Origin of the sequence: Flavobacterium sp. MFBS3-15, from assembly GCF_026107645.2 — a bacterium.
GTDB lineage: Bacteria > Bacteroidota > Bacteroidia > Flavobacteriales > Flavobacteriaceae > Flavobacterium.
Genome location: NZ_JAPCHV010000006.1, coordinates 138,556 through 158,161 on the forward strand (window position 1 = coordinate 138,556; position 19,606 = coordinate 158,161).

Below are 19,606 nucleotides of genomic sequence, written 5' to 3' on the forward strand. Positions count from 1 at the left end.
AAACAAAACAAACTTTTTGAACATGAATATTCCAGCAGAATTAAAGTACACCAAGGATCATGAATGGGTTAAGATAGAGGGCGATACCGCTACGGTAGGCATTACCGATTTTGCACAGAAAGAACTGGGTGACATCGTATATGTTGAGGTGGAAACACTTGACCAGACCCTGGCCAAAGACGAAGTTTTTGGTACTGTAGAGGCAGTAAAAACTGTATCAGACCTGTTTCTTCCGCTTTCAGGGGAAATCGTTGAATTCAACGAAGCGCTTGAAACAGCTCCTGAAAATGTAAATACTGACCCTTATGGCGATGGCTGGATGATAAAGGTGAAATTCTCCGATGCGTCTGAAGTGGACGGGCTTTTAAGCAGCGAACAGTATAGGGAGCTTATAGGTGCGTAACAAATATCTTTGGGCAGCGATATCCTGGACGGTTTTAATAACCGTGGCCTGCCTGGTAAGCGCGAGTAATTTTAAAGACCTTGAAAAGGTAGAAATGCCTGCCAAGGATAAATTGCTTCATGCTTTTTTCTATTTTGTGTTTACGCTGTTATGGTACCTGGGGCTTCGTGCCCTAAAGGTTTCAACGCATTTTAGTAGAAGGGTATGGGCGTTTACAATAGCAGTTGGTTATGGTATAATCATGGAGGTTTGCCAGGCGCTGTTTACGGACAGCAGGTCGGCAGATGCAATTGATGCCATTGCTAACAGCGCAGGCAGCGCAATAGCAGTATTTGCTTTGTGGCGTTACCAAAAAAGAAAAATAAATTCACAATCCCCGGCATATTGACCGGGGATTCTTATTTTTGATCTATGGACATTAAGCAATATTTAGATTCGACCTACCTGAAGACAGCAGGACAGGCAGGGATTACCGAAGTTGAAAACCGGGATGTAGTACGCGGTGTCGTACACGAGGCAATTCATGAGAACTTTAAGCTGGCTATGGTGCGCCCGGATATGGTTGCAATGGCAAAGCAGATGGTGGCCGGGGCACGAAGCAGTGTGCTGGTAGGCACGGTAATCGATTTTCCGTTGGGTAACAATTCGCTTGAATATAAACTCGCCGAAGCGGGTCAGGCTATTGCTGATGGCGCTGACGAACTGGATTTTGTGCTGGATTATGAGGGATTTAAGAATGGGAATATTGCTGAAGTAAAAAAGCAGGTGCTGGAATGCACGCGTTTGGGTCTGTCGTACGGAAAAATCGTAAAGTGGATTATAGAGGTAGCAGCGCTGAACGATCATGAGATCGTGCAGCTGAGCGCGCTGGTCAAAAATATTGTAGTTTCCAATTTTGAAGAAACAGAATATAACAGGGTTTTTGTAAAATCATCTACCGGGTTTTATCCCGTGGGGGATGGCAAGCCAAACGGGGCAACTGTACCGGCTATAAAGCTGATGCTTGAAAATGCATTTCCGCTACCGGTTAAGGCTGCCGGTGGTGTGCGCTCGTTTGAGGAAGCCCAGGAAATGATTTTACTGGGTGTGAAGCGCATTGGTACATCATCGGCAAAAGCCATTGCGGATGGCGGTGCTGCGGGTGGAGGCTACTGATTTGTGATTTAAGGATTTTAGAGTTAAGTAATAACAAAAGAACCTTCCCGTTTCGGGGAAGGCTCTCTCTTTCATAGCAATTTAACGAATTCTTCTTTTTCGTAGTAACAATTTAAACAACCTATGTAGTCATTGCCTTTATAAGATGCGCAAAATTCGGAAAGGTTGCGTGTAATGAAGAAAAAATATATTCAATTGGATCAAAACTTTGTCGGGCAGTATATAAGTTGGCGGATTTTCTTTGACATGCACCTTTTCTTTTGATGAAATCTATTTTTTGGACTATCTTTGCGCCAGTTTTTGCAAATCCAATGAAAATCATTTTGAACGCTTCGCAGACCCCAATTTCTATAAAGTCAATTTTTGCCGATTTTACCGCTATTACAAAGGCAAGGCTGGCTATAAGCGTTGTTTTCTCTTCGGTTGCAGGCTATCTTTTGGGTGTGTCCGATCTGTTTCCTTTCAGCTGGCTGACACTTGTGCTTCTTGCCATTGGCGGCTACTGCATGGTGGGTGCTTCCAATGTTTTTAACCAAATCATCGAAAAGGATCTTGATGCCCTGATGGACCGTACCAAAAACCGCCCAATACCATCGGGTAAGATGTCGGTTAAAAATGCGTTTTTACTCGGCTCGGCATTAACGATACTGGGTATTGCCATATTGTACAGCATCAACCCGAAGACCGCGATGTTCGGTGCGATCTCGATATTTCTTTATACAAGCATTTATACCCCGCTCAAAACGATAACCCCGCTTGCGGTATTTGTTGGCGCATTTCCGGGAGCCATACCTTTTATGTTGGGATGGGTAGCTGCAACCAACGATTTTGGCATCGAAGCAGGAACGCTTTTCCTGATACAGTTCTTTTGGCAGTTCCCGCATTTTTGGGCAATTGGGTGGTTTTTGTTCGATGATTATAAAAAGGCCGGTTTTTTCATGCTGCCAACCGGCAAAAGGGATAAAAAGACTGCTATACAAACAATATTGTATACCGTATGGCTGATAGTAGCTTCGCTGCTTCCTGTTACAGGATTTACCGGAGAGCTGCGGCTTAGCGTGGTTTCGGCTGTAATCGTGTTCCTGTTGGGTGTATGGATGCTGGTGTACGCGATAAAACTTTATAACAAAATGGATGGCCCGGCTGCAAAGAAGCTGATGCTGGTAAGCGTTTCTTACATATCGCTGATGCAGGTAATATTAGTGGCTGATAAATTTCTGAGGTAATTATGATGACAATTGAAGAATATAACGAAAGGAGTGCAAAGTCGAAAAAGATGCTTCTTTGGTTTGGGATGGTAAGCATGTTCATGATGTTTGCAGGCCTTACGAGTGCTTATGTGGTAAGCACCTCAAGGCCCGACTGGCTTAATGACTTTAAGCTTCCGCAGGCTTTTATGATAAGCACCGCCGTAATTGTGGCGAGCAGCATTACTTTCCACCTGGCAAAAATGGCCATTAAGAAAGGTGACAGGCAGGGTACTTCGTTGTGGCTGCTGGTTACCCTGGTACTTGGCATGGCCTTTGTTGTGGCGCAGTTTTACGGGTTTAACCAGGTCATTGCAAGCGGCTATTTCTTTACAGGCCCGGAGAGTACGGTAACTACCTCATTCCTTTACATTGTGACCACCGTACACCTTGCTCACCTTTTTGCCGGAATTATTGTGCTTTTGGTGGTAATTTATAATCATTTTAAACAAAAATACGATAAGTCTCAAACCCTTGGATTAGAGTTGGGTGCAATGTTTTGGCACTTTCTGGACATTTTATGGGTTTACTTGTTTTTATTTTTCTATTTCTATTAATAGAAAAAAACTGTACATTTGAAAACTTTTTAACCTAACAATTTTATATGGCAGCGACAGTTACTACAACAGCTACTACAGGTAAAACATGGGACGGCGGAAATGAGCCAATGGGCGCCAGCTACGGCAAACTGATGATGTGGTTTTTCATCGTTTCCGATGCGCTTACTTTCTCAGGATTTCTTGCCGCTTATGGTTTCTCGAGGTTTAAATTCATTGAAACATGGCCTATTGCCGACGAAGTGTTTAACCACTTCCCGTTCATGCACGGTGTTGATGCGCCGATGTACTATGTGGCATTCATGACATTTATCCTTATCTTCTCTTCAGTAACCATGGTGCTTGCGGTTGATGCCGGCCACCATCTGAAAAAGACAAAAGTAGCCATCTATATGGTGCTGACCATCATTGGTGGTTTTATATTCCTTGGCTCACAGGCATGGGAATGGAAAAACTTCATCAAAGGCGAATATGGTGCTATCGAAACCAAAGGTGGTGCCATCCTTCAGTTTGTGGATGCAAACGGTAAAAGGGTTGCGCTTGCTGATTTTGCTGCCGATATCCCAACCGACCGCATATCTAAGAAGAAAAGCGAAGGCATTTGGTTCGCTGAAGGTGCCGACCTGCCAACGTACTCTGTAGAGGAGGTTGTAGAAGGATTTAAGGCGCGCCCTGACCTTTTGGTAAGGACTGAATGGATCACTAAAGACAAAAAGAAAACAGTACTTTCAAGGGAAGAATCGGTTAAAAGGCTTGCCGATGCAGCAATTGTTGTAGAAGGCGCTAACCTTGTAAGGAATGAATATGGCCACAAATTGTTTGCCAACTTCTTCTTCTTCATTACAGGTTTCCACGGTTTCCACGTATTTACAGGTGTAATGCTTAATATCCTTATTTTCTTCAATGTACTTTTAGGTACGTATGAAAAAAGAAGGAGCTACGAAATGGTTGAAAAAATCGGTTTGTACTGGCACTTTGTAGACCTTGTTTGGGTATTTGTATTTACATTCTTCTACCTGGTTTAATTTTTAAAATCTAAAGCAAAATGGCACATTCGCACGAATCTAATACAAAAAGGATCTGGTTTGTTTTCGGACTTTTGTCAGTGATAACCATAGTTGAAGTTATACTGGGTATTGCAAAACCCGAAGCCCTGTACATGAACAACTTCATGTACATGAACCTTCTTAACTGGATATTCATCATACTTACCATCTTTAAGGCATACTACATCGTATGGGCATTCATGCACATCGAAGGCGAGAGAGGCAGTCTTAAATGGTCGGTTGTGGCACCACTGGTGTTTCTGGTTCTTTACCTGATGTTCATCATCCTTATCGAGGGCGACTACATCTATGAGGTGTTCAAAGGATCACACTACAAGTGGTTGTTCTAAAAAACATATAATTCATAAAAAAGGCGGTTATTTCAACCGCCTTTTTTACTTTTGTACCGAAAATTTTTCATTATGAAAAGAAAGGTTATTCTCCTTTGCCTGCTCGTTTTACCGCTCACGCTTTACATATATTTTTCGATGGTAAAGCACAACTCCCTTTACCTTCCGACCATTACTGAAAATGTTGCCGAAGCTCCTGCCGGAAAAACATTGGACGGCAAGCCTGTGGTGCTCGAAGGGAAAATCTCGATTGTCGGTTTCTTAGGCAGGGACATACGTAAAAAGAAAGAGACGCTTTTCAATATCAACCAGAAGATCAATAACAAGTATAAGGATTTTACCGATTTCCAAATTGTTATGATAGCCGCTGATGGTGCGCAGGACGAAGTGAAGCAGGTTGCTGCTGAGCTAAAGACAATGGCCGATATATCTAACTGGAAATTCATATTCGCACAGCCGGAGGCTACGAGGGCATTTTATAGTTCCCTGAAAGTTCGTGAGCCGCTGGATGCCGACCTTTCGACCTACAACATTTTTATCGTTGACAAAGCTTTAAGCCTGAGGGGCAGGAAGGGAAAAAATAAGGAAACCGGCAAGGAAGAGTATAAGGACAGCTATAATTCGTTCTCAGCAGCCGAACTGCATAACGAAATGACCGATGACGTAAAAATCGTACTGAGGGAATACCGCCTGGCCCTGCGTAAAAACGACACGCTGAAAGGTGTAAAAAGAAAAATATAATGAATAAGAAGTCATACTCATACATTGGCGTTTCGTTTATTATCCTGCTGTTCGGGATTTGGGCGGTGCCGAAGATTGTAGCAAAGTTCCAGAAATCGGACCTTGTGGAGATTGGCCCGGTACCTGATTTTACCCTTACTGACCAAAATGGTAAGAAGATCACAAATAAGGATTATCTCGGGAAAGTATATGTGGTAGAGTTCTTCTTTTCTACCTGCCCGTCGATTTGCCCGATCATGAACCGCAACATGCTTACCCTGCAGGATGAGTATTACGGCAATCCGGAATTTGGGGTGGCTTCGATTACGATAAATCCGGAGCATGATACCCCGCAGGTACTTAAAGAGCACGCCGATAAACTGGGTGTAAAGCACTACAACTGGCATTTTTTGACAGGTAACAGGGATTATATTTTTAACCTGGCCAAAACATTCAAGCTATATGCGGGAGAAGACCCGACTGCCCCGGGAGGCTTTGAGCATTCGGGAATGTTTGCGCTTGTCGATAAGGAAGGGAATATAAGGTGTCGCAAGGACTCATTTGAAAACCCGATCATGTATTATGACGGCCTTAGTGATGAAGGCGTAAAAGCAATCAAAGAAGATATTAAAAAATTACTTGAAGAATAATGGAAACATTGAATAATAACGTCGAGGCAAAATACAATAAATGGATATGGGTGCTCTCAATAGCCATACCTGTAGTGGTCGCGATCCTTTTTGGTGTCAATCTCAGGAAATTAGGTTATGACGTGCAGCCACTGTCGTTCCTGCCGCCAATATACGCGGGAATAAATGGGTTAACAGCTGTTGTGCTTGTTGTTTCGGTTTGGGCTATAAAGAACAAGAGACAAAAACTGCACGAGAACCTTATGAAGTTTGCAATCGGGCTTTCGGTATGCTTTCTTGCAATGTATGTAGCCTACCACATGACTTCCGATTCCACACCTTACGGGGGGGAAGGAGTCATCCGATATGTATATTTCTTCATACTGATCACACATATCGCGCTTTCGGTAATCATTATCCCTTTCGTGCTTATCACTTATGTAAGGGCGCTGGCAGGCAACTTTGCACGCCATAGGAAGATTGCACGCATTACCTACCCGCTATGGCTGTATGTGGCTGTAACCGGTGTAATTGTTTACCTGATGATTTCGCCTTATTATGCACACTGACATGAAACTTAAAAATTACATACTTACTGCCGTGGCGCTGGCCTCGCCTGTTTTTGCCGGTGCGCAATGCGCCATGTGCCGTGCCGCCCTCGAAAGCAGTGATGGCAACATTAAGGCCGAGGCGGTGAACGACGGTATCGTATACCTCATGGTATTGCCTTACCTGCTTGTGGGGCTTGTGGGCTATGCGGTGTACAAGCTCAGGAAAAAGAAGAAGGCCGCTTCGGAATAGTTTTCAGTCGCAGTCGCAGTTTTCAGGGTTGTATACCTGAACATTAAAAATATCCTTGTAGCGATGTTGTATTACAACTTCTTCTATTTATAACATTAGGGCCGATGCAATTGCATCGGCCCTAATGTTATATTTCGTATGTAATCGTAATCCGCCCAATCCGCATTCCATTTTCAAAAAGAACTGGACTGTAAACTGTGACTGCGACTGTAAACCAAACTACTTCATCCCGTCTATCTTCAGGTCCATTTTTCCGGTACCTTTAATAAAGGCAATGATGGCATTATTGGTAAGTTCCACTTTCTGGAATTCAAAATCGTTTAGCGTGCCGTTTACAAACACACCCGGAATAGGAGAATAGTTGTTAAGGTAAGGCAGCATGCTTTTCTTGCCGTCCTCAAGATTTTGCTTTATGGAATAGCGGCAGTTTTCCTGTATCTTCCTCAGGATGTAGCCTTCGGCCAGCCAGTTGGCGGTCTTCATCAATACGCTTTTGGTATTGAGTACATAATCCATCTGATCGAAATATATTTCCTTCGTCACCGCATTATAATTCGGGTAGCCGGTAAGGTAAATCGTGCCGTTGATGCTTCCTGTCATATCGAGCGCAACTACCATCTTGTCATCCTTGCTCCACAGGTCTACCTTCTGTACAGTTACTTTTCTTTTGCCTTCGCCAAATTCCTGCCCCTGAAAGTTTTTAGTAATGATCTTCGAGGCGCTTTCGTAGGTAGATACCGCCGCTACGACCACATCGATCTGGTCGGGCATGGTTTTTACCGCTTTCAGCACCACTTTATCTTTGCTGAATGTCTTTTTAGGTGCCTGTCCAACGCGGGTTTCCATGGTGCATTTAAGCCCCATGTTCATGGTTATCTGCTTTTTGTTCAGCACTGCGTCGGTAACATAAAGTTCTACCGGGGTAAGCAGGAACCATGTTTCGAACTGTTCGCTGGTCAGGAAGGGTGCATTAAGCTTTTCCAAGGCATCGAGCACCTGCGGCTTGAAATCGGCTACCTTTGCCAGTGATTTGTCAATCTCGTTTTCTATGCGCGACCTGAACAATTTTATGGCCGGATTGATAAGGTAGGTTACGGCAACTTTTTTTCCGGCAATGGTAATGCTGGGGCTTTCCTTCCATTCGAGTGTTTCAATAGTAGTGTCAGTAGTCATCTTCCAGTTGGAAAGCCCTATCTTGCTGCTAAAGGTAATCACGGCATCCATGTTTACCTCGCGGGTGTCGTGAAGGTCGAGGCCAAGTGCCGTGGTGCCGTAGCGTACGTTGGCCGTAACTTTTATAGGCACTACCGATTTCAGTTTCCCTTTGTCTTCAGAGAACTTTATGGGTGCGGTTTTCCAAACCTTTACCATAATGTCATCATCTTTGATGTTGTTGTCTTCATAGATCAGGCCGTTCAATAGCTTGTTTACCTGTGTCTCGACGTCGGCAATAGTAATGCTCACCGGCAGGTTGATGAAAGATGTCGCAGATTCATATACTACATCGGTGGTGTTACCCGGTTCGGGTTTAAGGGCTTCAATTTTTTTTGTGGTGCCGCATCCTGTAATAAGAAAAACAGAAAGCAAGGCTAGGGGAAGCAAGGTCTTCATGAGGATAAAGATGAATTTTTGCAGCAAAAGTAAAGCAATTTTCCGTAACAATTTTAACAGGAAAGCGTCTAACAAAAATATAATATGGTTACCCGCGTTAGATATTTTAATAAATTTGTAACCAATTCCCAAACACAACCCATGAAAAGCAGACTGTATGTGATATCGTTCTTTGTTTATGCGTTTTTCTCCGGAAGCTCGTACGGACAGGAAGTAAAGAAATGGACACTGAAAGAATGCGTTGACTATGCACTGAAAAATAACATTTCGATAAAGTTGGCCGCCCTCGATGCCGAAGTGGTAAACATTGCCCGCAAAGATGCCTGGGGCGCTTTCCTGCCTACTGCCAATGCGCAGGGGTCGCATTCGTGGAACATAGGCCTCAACCAGAATATCACCACCGGTCTTTTGGAAAACCAAACCACCCAGTTTACCTCGGTAGGGCTAAACGTGGGTGTGGATATTTACAAAGGCCTGCAAAACCTGAACCGTTACCGCAGGGCCAACCTCGCCATTATTTCGGCGCAGTATACAACCCTCAAAATGCAGGAAGATGTAGCACTGAATGTGGCCAATGCCTACCTGCAGGTGCTTTTTAATAAAGAGAACCTCAAGGTGCAGGAACAACAGCTTGCTTACGATAACAAACAGATGGAGCGCGTGCAGGAGCTTGTAGAAGGCGGGGCAGTGCCGCGGGGCGACCTGCTGGATGTAAAAGCGACCGTAGCGGCCGATAACCAAAGGAAGGTAGCCGCTGAAAATACGCTGCTGATATCAAAACTGAGCCTTGCACAGCTCATGCAGCTGGAAGACTTCCAGAGTTTTGATACCGAAGAAGGTAATTATGAGGTGGAAGCTGACCCTATATTGCTGGAGCAGCCATCAACGATTTACAATAAGGCAAAAGAGCTAAGGACAGAGATAAAGATTGCGAAAGCCAATGTAGAGATTGCTGAAAAGGATGTGAAAATTGCCCGTGGAGCTTACCAACCTACGATTAGCGGATTTTATAGCCTTACTACAAGGGCTGCATATTCTGACAGGATTGTCGGGGTTACCCGCGATACCCAAAACCCAACAACAACCATAGGTTTTGTTGATGGCACGAATCAACTGGTTTTCCAGGATAATTATGTGCCTGTGCTTGGCAGGTACGCGCCCATCATGGACCAGTTTAATGATAATAAGGGGCATTCATTCGGGATTGGTGTAAGTGTGCCGATCCTCAACGGCTTTGCCACAAGGAACAATGTCGAAAGGACCAAAGTTGAATTGGAACGATCAAGGTTAACACTGGAGCAAACGCAGCAGGACCTGGAAAAGAATGTTTACACAGCTTATACCGATGCCATGGGCGCATTGAAAGCTTATGATGCCGCGGTATCTGCTTCAAGTGCCAGGGAAGAATCGCTTAACTATGCAAAAGAGCGTTATGAAGTAGGGCTGATTAATGTTTTCGACCTGAACCAGGCACAAACACTTGCGGTGAATGCACAATCTGAAGTATTGCGTACCAAGTACGATTATATTTTCAGGGTCAAGATACTTGAATTTTACTTTGGAGTACCTATCTCCCAAATTTCTCAAAAATAAACACCATGTCAAAAAAAACGATCTATTTTTTATTAGGCGGGGTAGCGCTTCTAATAGTATTGCTGGTAATCCTCAAAAAAACGGGTGCTATTGGCAACAAAGACGAAGGCAAAGAAGTTGAAACTGCAACGGTTAAGGAAATAACCCTTACCGAGACGGTATCGGCTACCGGAAAGATACAGCCCGAAGTGGAAGTGAAAATTTCTTCGGAAGTTTCTGGAGAGATTATCGAGCTGCCTATTAAGGAAGGGCAAGCCATTAAAAAGGGTGACCTGCTGGTGCGCATCAACCCCGATTTGTATGAATCGGGCGTGAGCAGGAGTGCTGCATCATTGTCCACAGCACGTGCAGGCCTTAGCCAGGCCGAAGCGCAGCTCAAGGAAGCCAAAGCCAATTATGACCGCAACAAGCGCCTTTTTGAGAAGGGAGTCATTTCAAAATCGGAATGGGATAAGATCGTTTCGGCTTATGAAGTAGCGCAGGCAGGGAAACAGTCGGCCTACTTCAACATGCAAAGTGCGGGCGCAACAGTTACCGAGGCCAGGGACAACCTGAACAGGACTACAATCTATTCGCCCGTAGACGGTACTATTTCCAAGCTGGATGCCGAACTGGGTGAGCGTGTCGTAGGGACGCAGCAAATGACCGGTACCGAAATACTCCGTGTGGCTAACCTTAACAACATGGAGGTTGAAGTTGATGTGAATGAGAACGACATTGTCAAGATCGAGATAGGCGATGAAGCGGAAATTGAAGTTGACGCCTACCTGAAAAAGAAATTCAAGGGCGTGGTTACAAGCATTTCCAATTCTGCCACTGCAGATCTTACAGCCGACCAGGTGACCAACTTCAAAGTTAAGGTACATATCCTGAAAGAGTCGTATGAAGATATGGTAAAAGGCAAGCCTTCAAATTATTCGCCGTTCAGGCCGGGCATGACGGCAACTGTGGACATCATTACCGAAAGGAAAGAGAATGTGGTTGCGGTGCCTATCAGCGCGGTAGTGGTTAAATCAGATACTACATCTGTAAAAAGGGATGTAGTAAAAGAGCTGGAAGAAAAGGAAAAAGAAAAAAAGACGGGAGTAGTTGAGAAAAAACACGAATGTGTATTTGTTAAAGTAGGCGATAAGGCTGTGCTCAGGCCGATAGTTACCGGTATTCAGGACGATACTAACATAGAGATACTGAGCGGCCTCAAAAAAGGAGACGAGGTAATTACAGGGCCATATGCGCTGGTGACGAAGGAGCTCAATCCGGAAGACAAGGTGAAAACCAAGCCAAAAGACAAAGACTCCAAATAACACATGGGTTATATTTTAAATATTGAGACAGCTACAAAAAACTGTTCGGTCTGTGTGGCTAAAGAAGGTACAGTCCTATCGTTGAGGGAGTATGCCGGTGAAGGCTATGCGCATGCCGAGAAGCTGCACGTTTTTATTGAAGAGGTTTTAAAAGAAGCGGGTATCACATATAGTGTATTGGATGCCGTGGCCATTAGTATGGGACCGGGGTCATATACCGGCCTCAGGATTGGTGTTTCGGCGGCTAAGGGGCTGTGCTATGCCCTGTCCATACCATTGATAGCTGTTGATACCCTTGAGGCTCTTGCAAGGCAGATTGAAGTTCAGGACGGGGTCATCATTCCAATGATAGATGCCCGGCGCATGGAGGCGTATACGGCCGTTTTTGATTCAAAACACCAAAAAATCAGGGAAACCAAAGCAGAAATAATCACGGAAGATTCATTTAGCGATCTGGAAGGGACAATTTACCTCGTTGGAGATGGCGCTGCAAAATGCAAAGGTGTGCTTCCTGAAGGGAAATTTGTTTTCCGTGATGACATTATATATCCTTCATCAGCAGAGATGGCCGGAGTATCTTTTGATAGGTACAAAAAAAGCGACACTGTTGATGTCGCTTATTTTGAGCCTTTTTATTTAAAGGATTTCCTTATTGCAAAGTAGTTACAGGATCGATTCGATGAAGCCTGAAAGCTCCTGAAGATCTTTAGCTTCTTCAACATCTATCTTGTTCTTTTTGATAAAATCCAATACTTCTTTGCTTTTGCCCGGTACCAGGTTTGCAATGTCTTTTTTATTAGACACGTAAGTGATTTCGCCATCATTGATCTTTACATAGAACTCATCATCAGCTCTTTTATATGTTGCCGGTTTTGAAGCATGATAGCTGTCCTGTGCAATTTTTCCCGGCTGAAGGTATATTTTTTCCCTCTTGTAGATCTTTACTTTAGAATTATCACTCACTACATTAAGGTAGCCGTTTATCTCTTCGCCTTTTTCGGTCTTGTATTTTTGGAAAGCATACACTTCTCCGGTTCCTGTCATTGTAACAGTTGAGCCGGTTTGTTTCGGCAATATCTGGGTTGTTCCCTGCTGAGGGTTGTTCATTTCAAAATAATCGGAATAGGCATTGTACTTAACCAGGATTATTTGCTCATTCCCTGAAGTCTTAGCAGGCATGAATCTGTCATCTGTATACATAGATCCGGTTGCGGGCATTGCACTCTCCGCTTTTACCATGATTTGTCCCTGGGCACCGCCGGAGTGCATAGGGGTTTGATTAATTTGAGCATTTATGAATAGTGGCGAAAATGCCAGTAGGATTGCAGGGATAAGATTGAATTTTTTCATTATGATGGTATTAATTTTTAAAGTGCCAAATATACTTTGTTTTTGTAAAATCGTTGCATACAATGCATTAAAAAAACGCAAATAGCATGCCACAAGGAAATGAAACGCAGCTTTTTATTAATTATTGTCGGCTGTGCTTACTTTTTCAGGTGAATATCGCGCTGTGGATGTGATATTTCGATGCCCTCTTTTTCAAATGCAGTTTTTACATTTTCATAAAAATCCGAAACCATCGCTCCGTACCTGCCCCGCTCAGCCCAAATCAGTACGGCCAGGTCAATGCCATTTTCGCCCAGCGACTTTATGTCAATCGATGGTGTTGGCTCGGTAAGGATATTCGGGTCATTTTTAATTACACCGTATATGACATCCTTTACGCTCTTCAGGTCGTTCTTGTAATCAACACTCAGCAAAATTTCTGCCCTCCGCAGCGGTTCCTGGGAAAAGTTCTTGATAGTGCCGTTAGACAATGCCCCATTCGGCATATAGATCACCTGGTTGTTGCCGGTTATGATCCTGGTGCTGAAAATCTGTATGCTGTTTACCGTACCGGCCTGCCCCTGCGCTTCAATATAATCGCCTACGCGGAAAGGCTTAAACAGGATGATGAGCAATCCGCCTGCAAAGTTGGAGAGCGATCCCTGCAATGCCAGGCCTATCGCAATTCCCGCAGCGCCAAGTGCCGCCATGAGCGACGTGGTCTTCACGCCCAGCTGGTCAATCACGGTAACGAATAATATTACCCTGAAGACCCATGTAAACACATCGAGTACAAATTTTAAAAGGGTAGGGTCCAGGTCCTTTTTGTTCATCAGGTTCCTGACGATTTTCCGGAACAGCTTGATGATCAGAAGTCCAAGGACAAGGACTATCACGGCTGAGATAAGGCTGGGTACGTAATCGACAAGGTTGCTGTAAAAGCGGGTAATGTAAACATCGATGTTTTCGATGGCGAAAAGAGGTATCATTTTAGTTCCAGTTCTTTTAAGGCGTCTTCTAAATTTGAGTGCGGCAAGTTACACGCGTTGTTGCGGCAAACATAAAACATTAATCTATCTTTAACAAGGCGGTTTTGCAGGAAAGGAACTGCCGATTCTTCCTCACAGCCGGCAACGATAATATGGGGAAGGTATAGGTTGTTGATTTCCCTGATTGCCTCTGCTGCATTTTCGCCGCAAACGGCCAGTTCCCTGTTTTGCATTGACAATTCGAACCAAAGGTTGATCCAGTTGGAGAATGCCGACGGATAATCCAGTCCCGGCAGGATGCGGTACAGCATTTGCAACGCGACCTTTTCGTAATATTGGTTGCTGAACAGCAGGCTCAGCTTGTACAATACATTCCCCATGACGGAATTGGATGCGGGGATAACATTGTCTTCCGTCTCATAATGCGGGGTTATGAGCTGTTCCCCATTCTTAGCTGTGTAGGAGAAAAACTGTACCTGCTCATCATAAAAATGCTCCAGGCAGTAATCCGTAAGCTGTTTGGCATACATCAGCCACTTTTCTTCAAGGGTCGCTTCGTATAGCGTTATGAAAGCATCGGCGGTATGGGCATAGTCCTCCAAAAAACCTTTGATTTTGGCCGTACCGTTCTTATAGGTTCGCCATAAATGCCCCTCGCTGTCCCACATTGTGCCGGCAATGAACAATGCATTGCGCCGTGCCGCGGTGAGGTACTCTTCATTGCCAAGTGCTTTGTAGGCATCGGCATAGCCTTTCAGCATCAGCGCATTCCAGGAAGTTAGCGCTTTATCGTCCAGTCGGGGTTTTTCGCGGTGTTCCCTTGCTTCATAGAGCAGTTGTTCCCATTCCGTTTTCTTTTCCTGAAGCGCTTCGGCACTTACTCCTGCTTTTGAGGCTTGTTCGCCAAGGCTTTCATTTTGTATCAATACAAATTTGCCATCCTCCCAAAACCCGAATTCATTGATATTGTATATGGCAGCAAAAAGTTCGAAGTCTTCCTCTAATAATTCTTTAAGTTCGTCCTTTTCCCAAACGTAAAAGGCGCCTTCCTCAAGATGGCCTCTTACATCAAGGCTGTCGGCATCAAATGCGCTGTAAAAGGCACCGCTTTCGTGGGTAAGCTCGTTTTTTATAAAGAAATGCGTTTTCTCAATCACCTCCTTATATAATGCGTTCCCGGTGCGCTTATAGGCATTGGCATACAGGCTCATCAGCTGCCCGTTGTCATACAGCATTTTCTCGAAGTGCGGCACATGCCACTTCATGTCGACCGAGTAGCGCGAAAAACCGCCGCCTACCGTATCGAACAGCCCGCCCCACGCCATGCGCGTAAGGGTGAGGTCGACAAAATCCAGCAGTTCCCGGTTCCCGGTTTGGAAGCCGTAGCGCAGCAGGAACAGGTAGTTGTTGGGCATCATGAATTTAGGTGCACGGGCATAGCCGCCATACTCATGGTCGAAGCTGCGTGCCCATTTCTCCACTATGGGTTTTATGCCCGACGGGTCGGGGATTGCGCCGTCGCCCTCGGCGTTTACCAGCCCGATATGCGCAACACCCTGCATCAGCTTGTCGGCGTAGTCGAACATCTTTTCGGGTTCGCTGGCATAAATGTCCTGCAATTGCTCCAGCACCTCGATCCAGTTATTTTTCCGGAAGTAGGTACCGCCCCATACGGGCCGTCCGTCGGGGAGCAGCACCACGTTCATGGGCCAGCCGCCCTGCCCGGTCATCAGCTGTACGGCCTTCATGTAAGTAGCATCCACATCGGGGCGCTCCTCGCGGTCTACCTTTATCGAAATATAGTGCCGGTTCATTACTTCGGCCACCTCGTTGTCCTCAAAGCTTTCGTGCTCCATCACGTGGCACCAGTGGCACGCCGAGTAGCCCACGCTTACCACCATCAGCTTGTTTTCACCCTTGGCCTGTGCCAGCGATTGTTCATTCCACGCCTTCCAGTGGATGGGGTTGTTGGCATGCTGCAGGAGGTAGGGGCTGGTTTCGAGGTGGAGTTCGTTCATGGAAATGATTTTGAAGTGTAAATTTACGCAAAGCAACAGGTGCCGGCAAAACATTTATGAAATAGGTTGCCTGCACGTGTCGCATTTCTTCAATGGAGGTTTATGGAATAGTATTAATTTCCTGACCGGAAAAGAGAACTTCACCTTCTTCCAAAACATGCTATGAAAAAGAAACTTATGATGCTGCTCCTTTTTAATGTGTCCATGTATGCGCAGTGCTGGATGTCTGTAACCTCAGGAGCCGATTTTTGCGCTGCGCTTAAAGATGACGGCACATTGTGGTGCTGGGGAAATAATGAGGGCGGGCAATTGGGTATCGGATCGTTCGAAAACCAAATTGCCCCTGTACAGGTTGGTGCGGACAACGATTGGGCCTCCGCATCGGCAGGTTACGGATTTGTCATTGCATTAAAAACAGACGGTACGCTTTGGGTTTGGGGCAGAAACGATTTCGGGCTGGGTGCAGCATCCGGTAATATGGTCAATGTCCCTGAACAGGTTGGTACAGATACCGACTGGAAAATTGTGGCGGCAGGGGGAGCGCATTCGCTTGCGATCAAAGAAGGGGGCACACTTTGGGGTTGGGGAAGAAATGATTTCGGACAGTTGGGCAACAGCAGCAATATACATTCAAATGTCCCGGTACAGGTGGGGAATGCTGATGACTGGGATGTAATTTGTGCGGGGATATTTCATTCCCTTGCACTAAAGACAGATCATACGCTCTGGTCCTGGGGCTACAATTTTGCAGGCCAGTTAGGCCAGGGTACTGTGGGCTTTGGTACCGAACTGAATGTTCCTACCCAGGTAGCGGCAACAGTTTCGGCTCCGTGGCAAAGCATAGCAGCGGGCGGGCGCCACAGCGTGGGTATTACCGGGGACGGCGTTTTGTGGGTATGGGGCAGCAATACCAGTTCTGCCCTGGGGATCAACGACGGGTCCACCTATAAATCAGTGCCAACAATATTGAGCTCAACCATTGGCTGGAGTGCAGCCTTTGGGGGGCTCAACCAGACTTTTGCTTTGAAAGAAGACGGCTCGCTGTGGGCATGGGGTATAAACACCGACGGACAGTTGGGCGACGGTACGTTTATAAACAGGAGTACTTCTGTGCAAATTGAAACTGCAACCGGTGAAGTCTTTGCCGGTAGTGGTGAGCGGCATGGGGTGGTTCTCGTGGGCGACGTAATTTCAACCGCCGGGTCAAATAATTACGGCCAGCTGGGTAGTAACACCCAGTCTCCGTCGAGCATCAGCACCCTGCAAACAGTGGCATGTCCCGTTTTGCGCAATCTAGCAAATGAGGAAAACGGAATTATAGTCTTTCCAAATCCGGCGACAGATTATATAAGCCTGCAGCATCCGGACGGTTTTGATAATGGAAAATTGGATATTTATGATGATAAAGGTGTACTGGTCATGCATGTTGATGACCTGGCCAACCCTGTGTCGACGGCTTGCCTGCAGGCGGGGGTCTACATCCTCAGGCTTACCTGCGGGGAGCGGCAGAGGTCGTCAAAACTGGTAAAGCTGTAAGTGAAGCCTGAGGTCTTTTAGTTCTTTCGGAATGGGAATTAGAGGAAGAAGGCCATATAACTTTCAAATAGTATTTTAATGCAAAACAAAAAACCCACTCGCTTTGAGTGGGTTTCTTTATGTGGTACCTCCAGGAATCGAACCAGGGACACATGGATTTTCAGTCCATTGCTCTACCAACTGAGCTAAGGTACCATTATGTTTTGCAATGTTACGTCAGTGTTTCCTGTGCTTCATTGCGGGTGCAAATATAGAACCATTTTTATATTATCCAAAACAAAAGATAAAAAAAATCAATCACTATCTTTGCCGCATTAATAACGGGAAAATGCTTTTAGCGGTAGATATCGGGAATACAATGATCAAAGCGGCTGTGTTTGAGGATGCTGTGCTCGTGGAAAAGTTTGTGTTCGATAAATCCGGCGCTGCTGAGGAGGTGCAAAATATTTTCGAAAAGCATCCGGGCATCACCCACAGCATGCTTGCATCGGTAGGGAAAGAGGAAGAAAACCTGTTTGCATTGCTAAAAGAAAAGACGCAATTGCTCGAAGTGGGCCGAAATTTTACATTCCCGTTTCAAAATAAATACGGCACGCCCGAAACCTTGGGCATCGACAGGATGGTGCTTGCCGCCGGTGCCGTGCTGAAGTTCCCGGGGCGCAACAGGCTGGTGATTGACGCCGGCACCTGCGTTACCTATGACTTTATTGACAATGCCGGCAACTACCTCGGCGGGGCCATTTCGCCCGGTTTGCAGATGCGCTACAATGCCATGCATACTTTTACGGCAAAACTTCCGTTGTTATATGCGGAAATGCCCGAAAGCTTCATTGGCAGCTCTACCGCAACGTCCATGCATTCGGGCGCGGTATACGGGCTGCTGCTGGAACTGGACGGGTTTATTGCGCGGTATGTGGAACAGTATCAGGAGGTAACGATAATAATGACGGGAGGGGATGCTGATTTTTTGGCTAAACGATTAAAAAACACCATATTTGCCAATTCAAATTTTCTGCTGGAAAGTCTGAATCTTTTATACTTATATACGAACCAATGATCAAAAAAATTGTTGCAGGCGTTTGCCTTCTTTTGTCTACAGTGGCTTTTTCCCAGGAAAATAACGCATCGCCCTATTCTTACTATGGTTTAGGTGATGTAAAATTCAAAGGCACCGCCGAAAACAGGGCCATGGGAGGGCTGGGCATTATCCCGGACAGTATCCACCTGAACCTGCAAAACCCGGCAACCTATTCCACCCTTAAGTATACTACCTTTACGCTTGGGGCAACCAATACGCGCACTACGTTCAAAACCGATACGCAGGAAGATAAAGCGCAAAGGACAACCCTCGACTACATAGCCGTGGCGATCCCGGTAAAAAATTTCGGCTTCGCATTTGGCCTTATGCCTTACACCTCTGTAGGCTACCGTATACAAAACGAAAGCGTTGACCCTGCCGACGGGCTAACGCGCATGAGGCGCTTCAATGGCAATGGCGGCCTTAACCGTGTATTTTTTGGCGGGGCATACAGGATTACGCCAAAGTTCAGCGTAGGCGCCGAGTTCAATTACAACTTCGGCCAGGTGGAAACCAAGAGTATAACGGGCATTCCTGATGCGGGCTTGCAATATGCCACAAGGGAACTGAATAATACGGATTACGGTGGGGCATCATTTAATATTGGCGCCAACTACCAGACCAGGATAGGAGATAAGCATGAGTGGGTGGCAAGTGCGACCTACACGCCGCAGGCTACGCTGAGCAGCAGCTCCGAAAGGTCGTTTGCTACCGTAACTATTACCAGTAACAGCGAGATAGTGCACGATGAGATAGAGCAGTCCCTTGTTGATGATGAGGTAAAGCTGCCGTCCAGGTTTACCTTCGGCTCCGGTTTTGGCGAAAGCAGGAAATGGTTTGTGGGCGCCGAGTATGCCTTTCAGGAGAGCAACGAGCTGGGCAACCGCTTTGACGATGTAACCGCTGCCGGGTTTGAAACCGCACACAGGTTTACCGTGGGCGGGTATTATATTCCAAAATACCTTTCTTTCAACAGCTACCTGAGCAGGGTGACCTACCGTGCCGGACTGAGGTACGAAAAAACGGGCCTTGTGGTAAATGGCGAATCTATCAATGATATGGGCGTAAGCCTGGGGCTGGGCCTTCCGCTTTACGGGGGATCCAACCTGAACATTGGCGCTGAGTATGGGCAGAAAGGTACAACATCGGCCAACCTTGTAAAGGAAAATTACCTAAACATATTCATAAGCCTCTCCATCAATGACCGTTGGTTCATAAAGAGGAAGTATGATTAATTAAA

The 19,606-nt window shown here is 45.7% G+C and carries 21 protein-coding genes and 1 tRNA gene; 17 read left to right on the forward strand and 5 right to left on the reverse strand.

Annotation, left to right across the window (positions count from 1 at the left end):
• Positions 1 to 22 precede the first annotated feature (22 nt).
• The 11 genes from gcvH (at position 23) to OGH69_RS06895 (ending at position 6,908) form a co-directional block, all read left to right on the forward strand.
• Entirely contained in the window at positions 23 to 403 is a 381-nt protein-coding gene (gene gcvH, locus OGH69_RS06845; RefSeq protein WP_265173706.1) for a glycine cleavage system protein GcvH, read from the forward strand.
• Positions 396 to 791: a VanZ family protein gene (locus OGH69_RS06850; RefSeq protein WP_265173707.1), complete on the forward strand. Its 396-nt coding sequence runs from the start codon at positions 396 to 398 to the stop codon at positions 789 to 791. The genes gcvH and OGH69_RS06850 overlap by 8 nt, the downstream gene beginning before the upstream one ends.
• Before the next feature lie 23 nt (positions 792 to 814).
• Positions 815 to 1,558 (forward strand): deoxyribose-phosphate aldolase, encoded by a 744-nt coding sequence (gene deoC, locus OGH69_RS06855; RefSeq protein WP_265173708.1) that lies wholly within the window; start codon positions 815 to 817, stop codon positions 1,556 to 1,558.
• Positions 1,559 to 1,881: 323 nt separating this feature from the next.
• Entirely contained in the window at positions 1,882 to 2,784 is a 903-nt protein-coding gene (gene cyoE / locus OGH69_RS06860; RefSeq protein ID WP_265173790.1) for a heme o synthase, read from the forward strand.
• Between the two features lie 2 nt (positions 2,785 to 2,786).
• Positions 2,787 to 3,362: a cytochrome c oxidase subunit 3 gene (locus OGH69_RS06865; RefSeq protein ID WP_265173709.1), complete on the forward strand. Its 576-nt coding sequence runs from the start codon at positions 2,787 to 2,789 to the stop codon at positions 3,360 to 3,362.
• 47 nt (positions 3,363 to 3,409) lie between these two features.
• Entirely contained in the window at positions 3,410 to 4,387 is a 978-nt protein-coding gene (locus OGH69_RS06870) for a cytochrome c oxidase subunit 3 (protein ID WP_265173710.1), read from the forward strand.
• 20 nt (positions 4,388 to 4,407) lie between these two features.
• Entirely contained in the window at positions 4,408 to 4,758 is a 351-nt protein-coding gene (locus OGH69_RS06875) for a cytochrome C oxidase subunit IV family protein (RefSeq protein ID WP_265173711.1), read from the forward strand.
• A gap of 72 nt (positions 4,759 to 4,830) precedes the next feature.
• Positions 4,831 to 5,499, forward strand: a complete 669-nt coding sequence (locus OGH69_RS06880) for a hypothetical protein (protein WP_265173712.1) — start codon at positions 4,831 to 4,833, stop codon at positions 5,497 to 5,499.
• Positions 5,499 to 6,128, forward strand: coding sequence for an SCO family protein (locus OGH69_RS06885; protein ID WP_265173713.1), 630 nt, complete (start codon positions 5,499 to 5,501; stop codon positions 6,126 to 6,128). The genes OGH69_RS06880 and OGH69_RS06885 overlap by 1 nt, the downstream gene beginning before the upstream one ends.
• Complete coding sequence (locus OGH69_RS06890; protein WP_265173714.1) at positions 6,128 to 6,676, forward strand: DUF420 domain-containing protein; 549 nt, start codon at positions 6,128 to 6,130, stop codon at positions 6,674 to 6,676. The genes OGH69_RS06885 and OGH69_RS06890 overlap by 1 nt, the downstream gene beginning before the upstream one ends.
• A 1-nt stretch (position 6,677) precedes the next feature.
• Positions 6,678 to 6,908 carry a hypothetical protein gene (locus OGH69_RS06895; protein ID WP_265173715.1) on the forward strand — a complete coding sequence of 77 codons (231 nt, stop codon included), beginning with the start codon at positions 6,678 to 6,680 and terminating at the stop codon, positions 6,906 to 6,908.
• A gap of 219 nt (positions 6,909 to 7,127) precedes the next feature.
• Here OGH69_RS06895 and OGH69_RS06900 read toward each other — a convergent pair whose 3' ends face one another.
• Positions 7,128 to 8,519 (reverse strand): DUF4403 family protein, encoded by a 1,392-nt coding sequence (locus tag OGH69_RS06900; RefSeq protein ID WP_265173716.1) that lies wholly within the window; start codon positions 8,517 to 8,519, stop codon positions 7,128 to 7,130.
• 141 nt (positions 8,520 to 8,660) lie between these two features.
• On the opposite strand from OGH69_RS06900, the gene OGH69_RS06905 reads away from it, so the two are divergent.
• From OGH69_RS06905 to tsaB, 3 genes are read left to right on the forward strand one after another with little or no spacing between them, the layout of a single operon-like run.
• The gene (locus OGH69_RS06905; RefSeq protein ID WP_265173717.1) at positions 8,661 to 10,112 is read left to right on the forward strand and encodes a TolC family protein; all 1,452 of its coding nucleotides are present in this window, start codon (positions 8,661 to 8,663) and stop codon (positions 10,110 to 10,112) included.
• A 5-nt stretch (positions 10,113 to 10,117) separates the two neighbouring features.
• On the forward strand, positions 10,118 to 11,416 hold the full coding sequence (locus OGH69_RS06910) for an efflux RND transporter periplasmic adaptor subunit (protein WP_265173718.1): 1,299 nt from the start codon (positions 10,118 to 10,120) through the stop codon (positions 11,414 to 11,416).
• Positions 11,417 to 11,419: 3 nt separating this feature from the next.
• On the forward strand, positions 11,420 to 12,079 hold the full coding sequence (gene tsaB, locus OGH69_RS06915) for a tRNA (adenosine(37)-N6)-threonylcarbamoyltransferase complex dimerization subunit type 1 TsaB (RefSeq protein ID WP_265173719.1): 660 nt from the start codon (positions 11,420 to 11,422) through the stop codon (positions 12,077 to 12,079).
• Here tsaB and OGH69_RS06920 read toward each other — a convergent pair whose 3' ends face one another.
• The 3 genes from OGH69_RS06920 to OGH69_RS06930 form a co-directional block, all read right to left on the reverse strand.
• Positions 12,080 to 12,766 (reverse strand): hypothetical protein, encoded by a 687-nt coding sequence (locus OGH69_RS06920; RefSeq protein WP_265173720.1) that lies wholly within the window; start codon positions 12,764 to 12,766, stop codon positions 12,080 to 12,082. It lies immediately after the preceding gene.
• A 137-nt stretch (positions 12,767 to 12,903) separates the two neighbouring features.
• Positions 12,904 to 13,734, reverse strand: a complete 831-nt coding sequence (locus tag OGH69_RS06925; RefSeq protein WP_265173721.1) for a mechanosensitive ion channel family protein — start codon at positions 13,732 to 13,734, stop codon at positions 12,904 to 12,906.
• Complete coding sequence (locus tag OGH69_RS06930) at positions 13,731 to 15,752, reverse strand: thioredoxin domain-containing protein (RefSeq protein ID WP_265173722.1); 2,022 nt, start codon at positions 15,750 to 15,752, stop codon at positions 13,731 to 13,733. The genes OGH69_RS06925 and OGH69_RS06930 overlap by 4 nt, the downstream gene beginning before the upstream one ends.
• A gap of 162 nt (positions 15,753 to 15,914) precedes the next feature.
• Here OGH69_RS06930 and OGH69_RS06935 point away from each other — a divergent pair, with 162 nt between their 5' ends.
• The gene (locus tag OGH69_RS06935) at positions 15,915 to 17,288 is read left to right on the forward strand and encodes an RCC1 domain-containing protein (RefSeq protein WP_265173723.1); all 1,374 of its coding nucleotides are present in this window, start codon (positions 15,915 to 15,917) and stop codon (positions 17,286 to 17,288) included.
• A 122-nt stretch (positions 17,289 to 17,410) separates the two neighbouring features.
• Here OGH69_RS06935 and OGH69_RS06940 read toward each other — a convergent pair.
• A tRNA-Phe gene (locus OGH69_RS06940) sits at positions 17,411 to 17,483 on the reverse strand.
• A gap of 133 nt (positions 17,484 to 17,616) precedes the next feature.
• On the opposite strand from OGH69_RS06940, the gene OGH69_RS06945 reads away from it, so the two are divergent.
• Together OGH69_RS06945 and OGH69_RS06950 are read left to right on the forward strand one after the other, a co-directional pair.
• Positions 17,617 to 18,345 (forward strand): type III pantothenate kinase, encoded by a 729-nt coding sequence (locus tag OGH69_RS06945; RefSeq protein WP_265173724.1) that lies wholly within the window; start codon positions 17,617 to 17,619, stop codon positions 18,343 to 18,345.
• Positions 18,342 to 19,601, forward strand: a complete 1,260-nt coding sequence (locus OGH69_RS06950) for a BamG family beta-barrel-assembly machinery protein (protein ID WP_265173725.1) — start codon at positions 18,342 to 18,344, stop codon at positions 19,599 to 19,601. Before OGH69_RS06945 ends, OGH69_RS06950 begins: the two co-directional genes overlap by 4 nt.
• Positions 19,602 to 19,606: the final 5 nt, after the last annotated feature.

Excerpts from the sequence above, each read along its gene's own strand:
- gcvH (WP_265173706.1), top strand. The coding sequence starts at position 23 with ATGAATATTCCAGCAGAATTAAAGTACACCAAGGATCATGAATGGGTT.
- deoC (WP_265173708.1), top strand. The coding sequence starts at position 815 with ATGGACATTAAGCAATATTTAGATTCGACCTACCTGAAGACAGCAGGA.
- OGH69_RS06865 (WP_265173709.1), top strand. The coding sequence starts at position 2,787 with ATGATGACAATTGAAGAATATAACGAAAGGAGTGCAAAGTCGAAAAAG.
- OGH69_RS06870 (WP_265173710.1), top strand. The coding sequence starts at position 3,410 with ATGGCAGCGACAGTTACTACAACAGCTACTACAGGTAAAACATGGGAC.
- OGH69_RS06875 (WP_265173711.1), top strand. The coding sequence starts at position 4,408 with ATGGCACATTCGCACGAATCTAATACAAAAAGGATCTGGTTTGTTTTC.
- OGH69_RS06880 (WP_265173712.1), top strand. The coding sequence starts at position 4,831 with ATGAAAAGAAAGGTTATTCTCCTTTGCCTGCTCGTTTTACCGCTCACG.
- OGH69_RS06885 (WP_265173713.1), top strand. The coding sequence starts at position 5,499 with ATGAATAAGAAGTCATACTCATACATTGGCGTTTCGTTTATTATCCTG.
- OGH69_RS06890 (WP_265173714.1), top strand. The coding sequence starts at position 6,128 with ATGGAAACATTGAATAATAACGTCGAGGCAAAATACAATAAATGGATA.
- OGH69_RS06895 (WP_265173715.1), top strand. The coding sequence starts at position 6,678 with ATGAAACTTAAAAATTACATACTTACTGCCGTGGCGCTGGCCTCGCCT.
- OGH69_RS06900 (WP_265173716.1), bottom strand. The coding sequence starts at position 8,519 with ATGAAGACCTTGCTTCCCCTAGCCTTGCTTTCTGTTTTTCTTATTACA.
- OGH69_RS06905 (WP_265173717.1), top strand. The coding sequence starts at position 8,661 with ATGAAAAGCAGACTGTATGTGATATCGTTCTTTGTTTATGCGTTTTTC.
- OGH69_RS06910 (WP_265173718.1), top strand. The coding sequence starts at position 10,118 with ATGTCAAAAAAAACGATCTATTTTTTATTAGGCGGGGTAGCGCTTCTA.
- tsaB (WP_265173719.1), top strand. The coding sequence starts at position 11,420 with ATGGGTTATATTTTAAATATTGAGACAGCTACAAAAAACTGTTCGGTC.
- OGH69_RS06920 (WP_265173720.1), bottom strand. The coding sequence starts at position 12,766 with ATGAAAAAATTCAATCTTATCCCTGCAATCCTACTGGCATTTTCGCCA.
- OGH69_RS06925 (WP_265173721.1), bottom strand. The coding sequence starts at position 13,734 with ATGATACCTCTTTTCGCCATCGAAAACATCGATGTTTACATTACCCGC.
- OGH69_RS06930 (WP_265173722.1), bottom strand. The coding sequence starts at position 15,752 with ATGAACGAACTCCACCTCGAAACCAGCCCCTACCTCCTGCAGCATGCC.
- OGH69_RS06935 (WP_265173723.1), top strand. The coding sequence starts at position 15,915 with ATGAAAAAGAAACTTATGATGCTGCTCCTTTTTAATGTGTCCATGTAT.
- OGH69_RS06945 (WP_265173724.1), top strand. The coding sequence starts at position 17,617 with ATGCTTTTAGCGGTAGATATCGGGAATACAATGATCAAAGCGGCTGTG.
- OGH69_RS06950 (WP_265173725.1), top strand. The coding sequence starts at position 18,342 with ATGATCAAAAAAATTGTTGCAGGCGTTTGCCTTCTTTTGTCTACAGTG.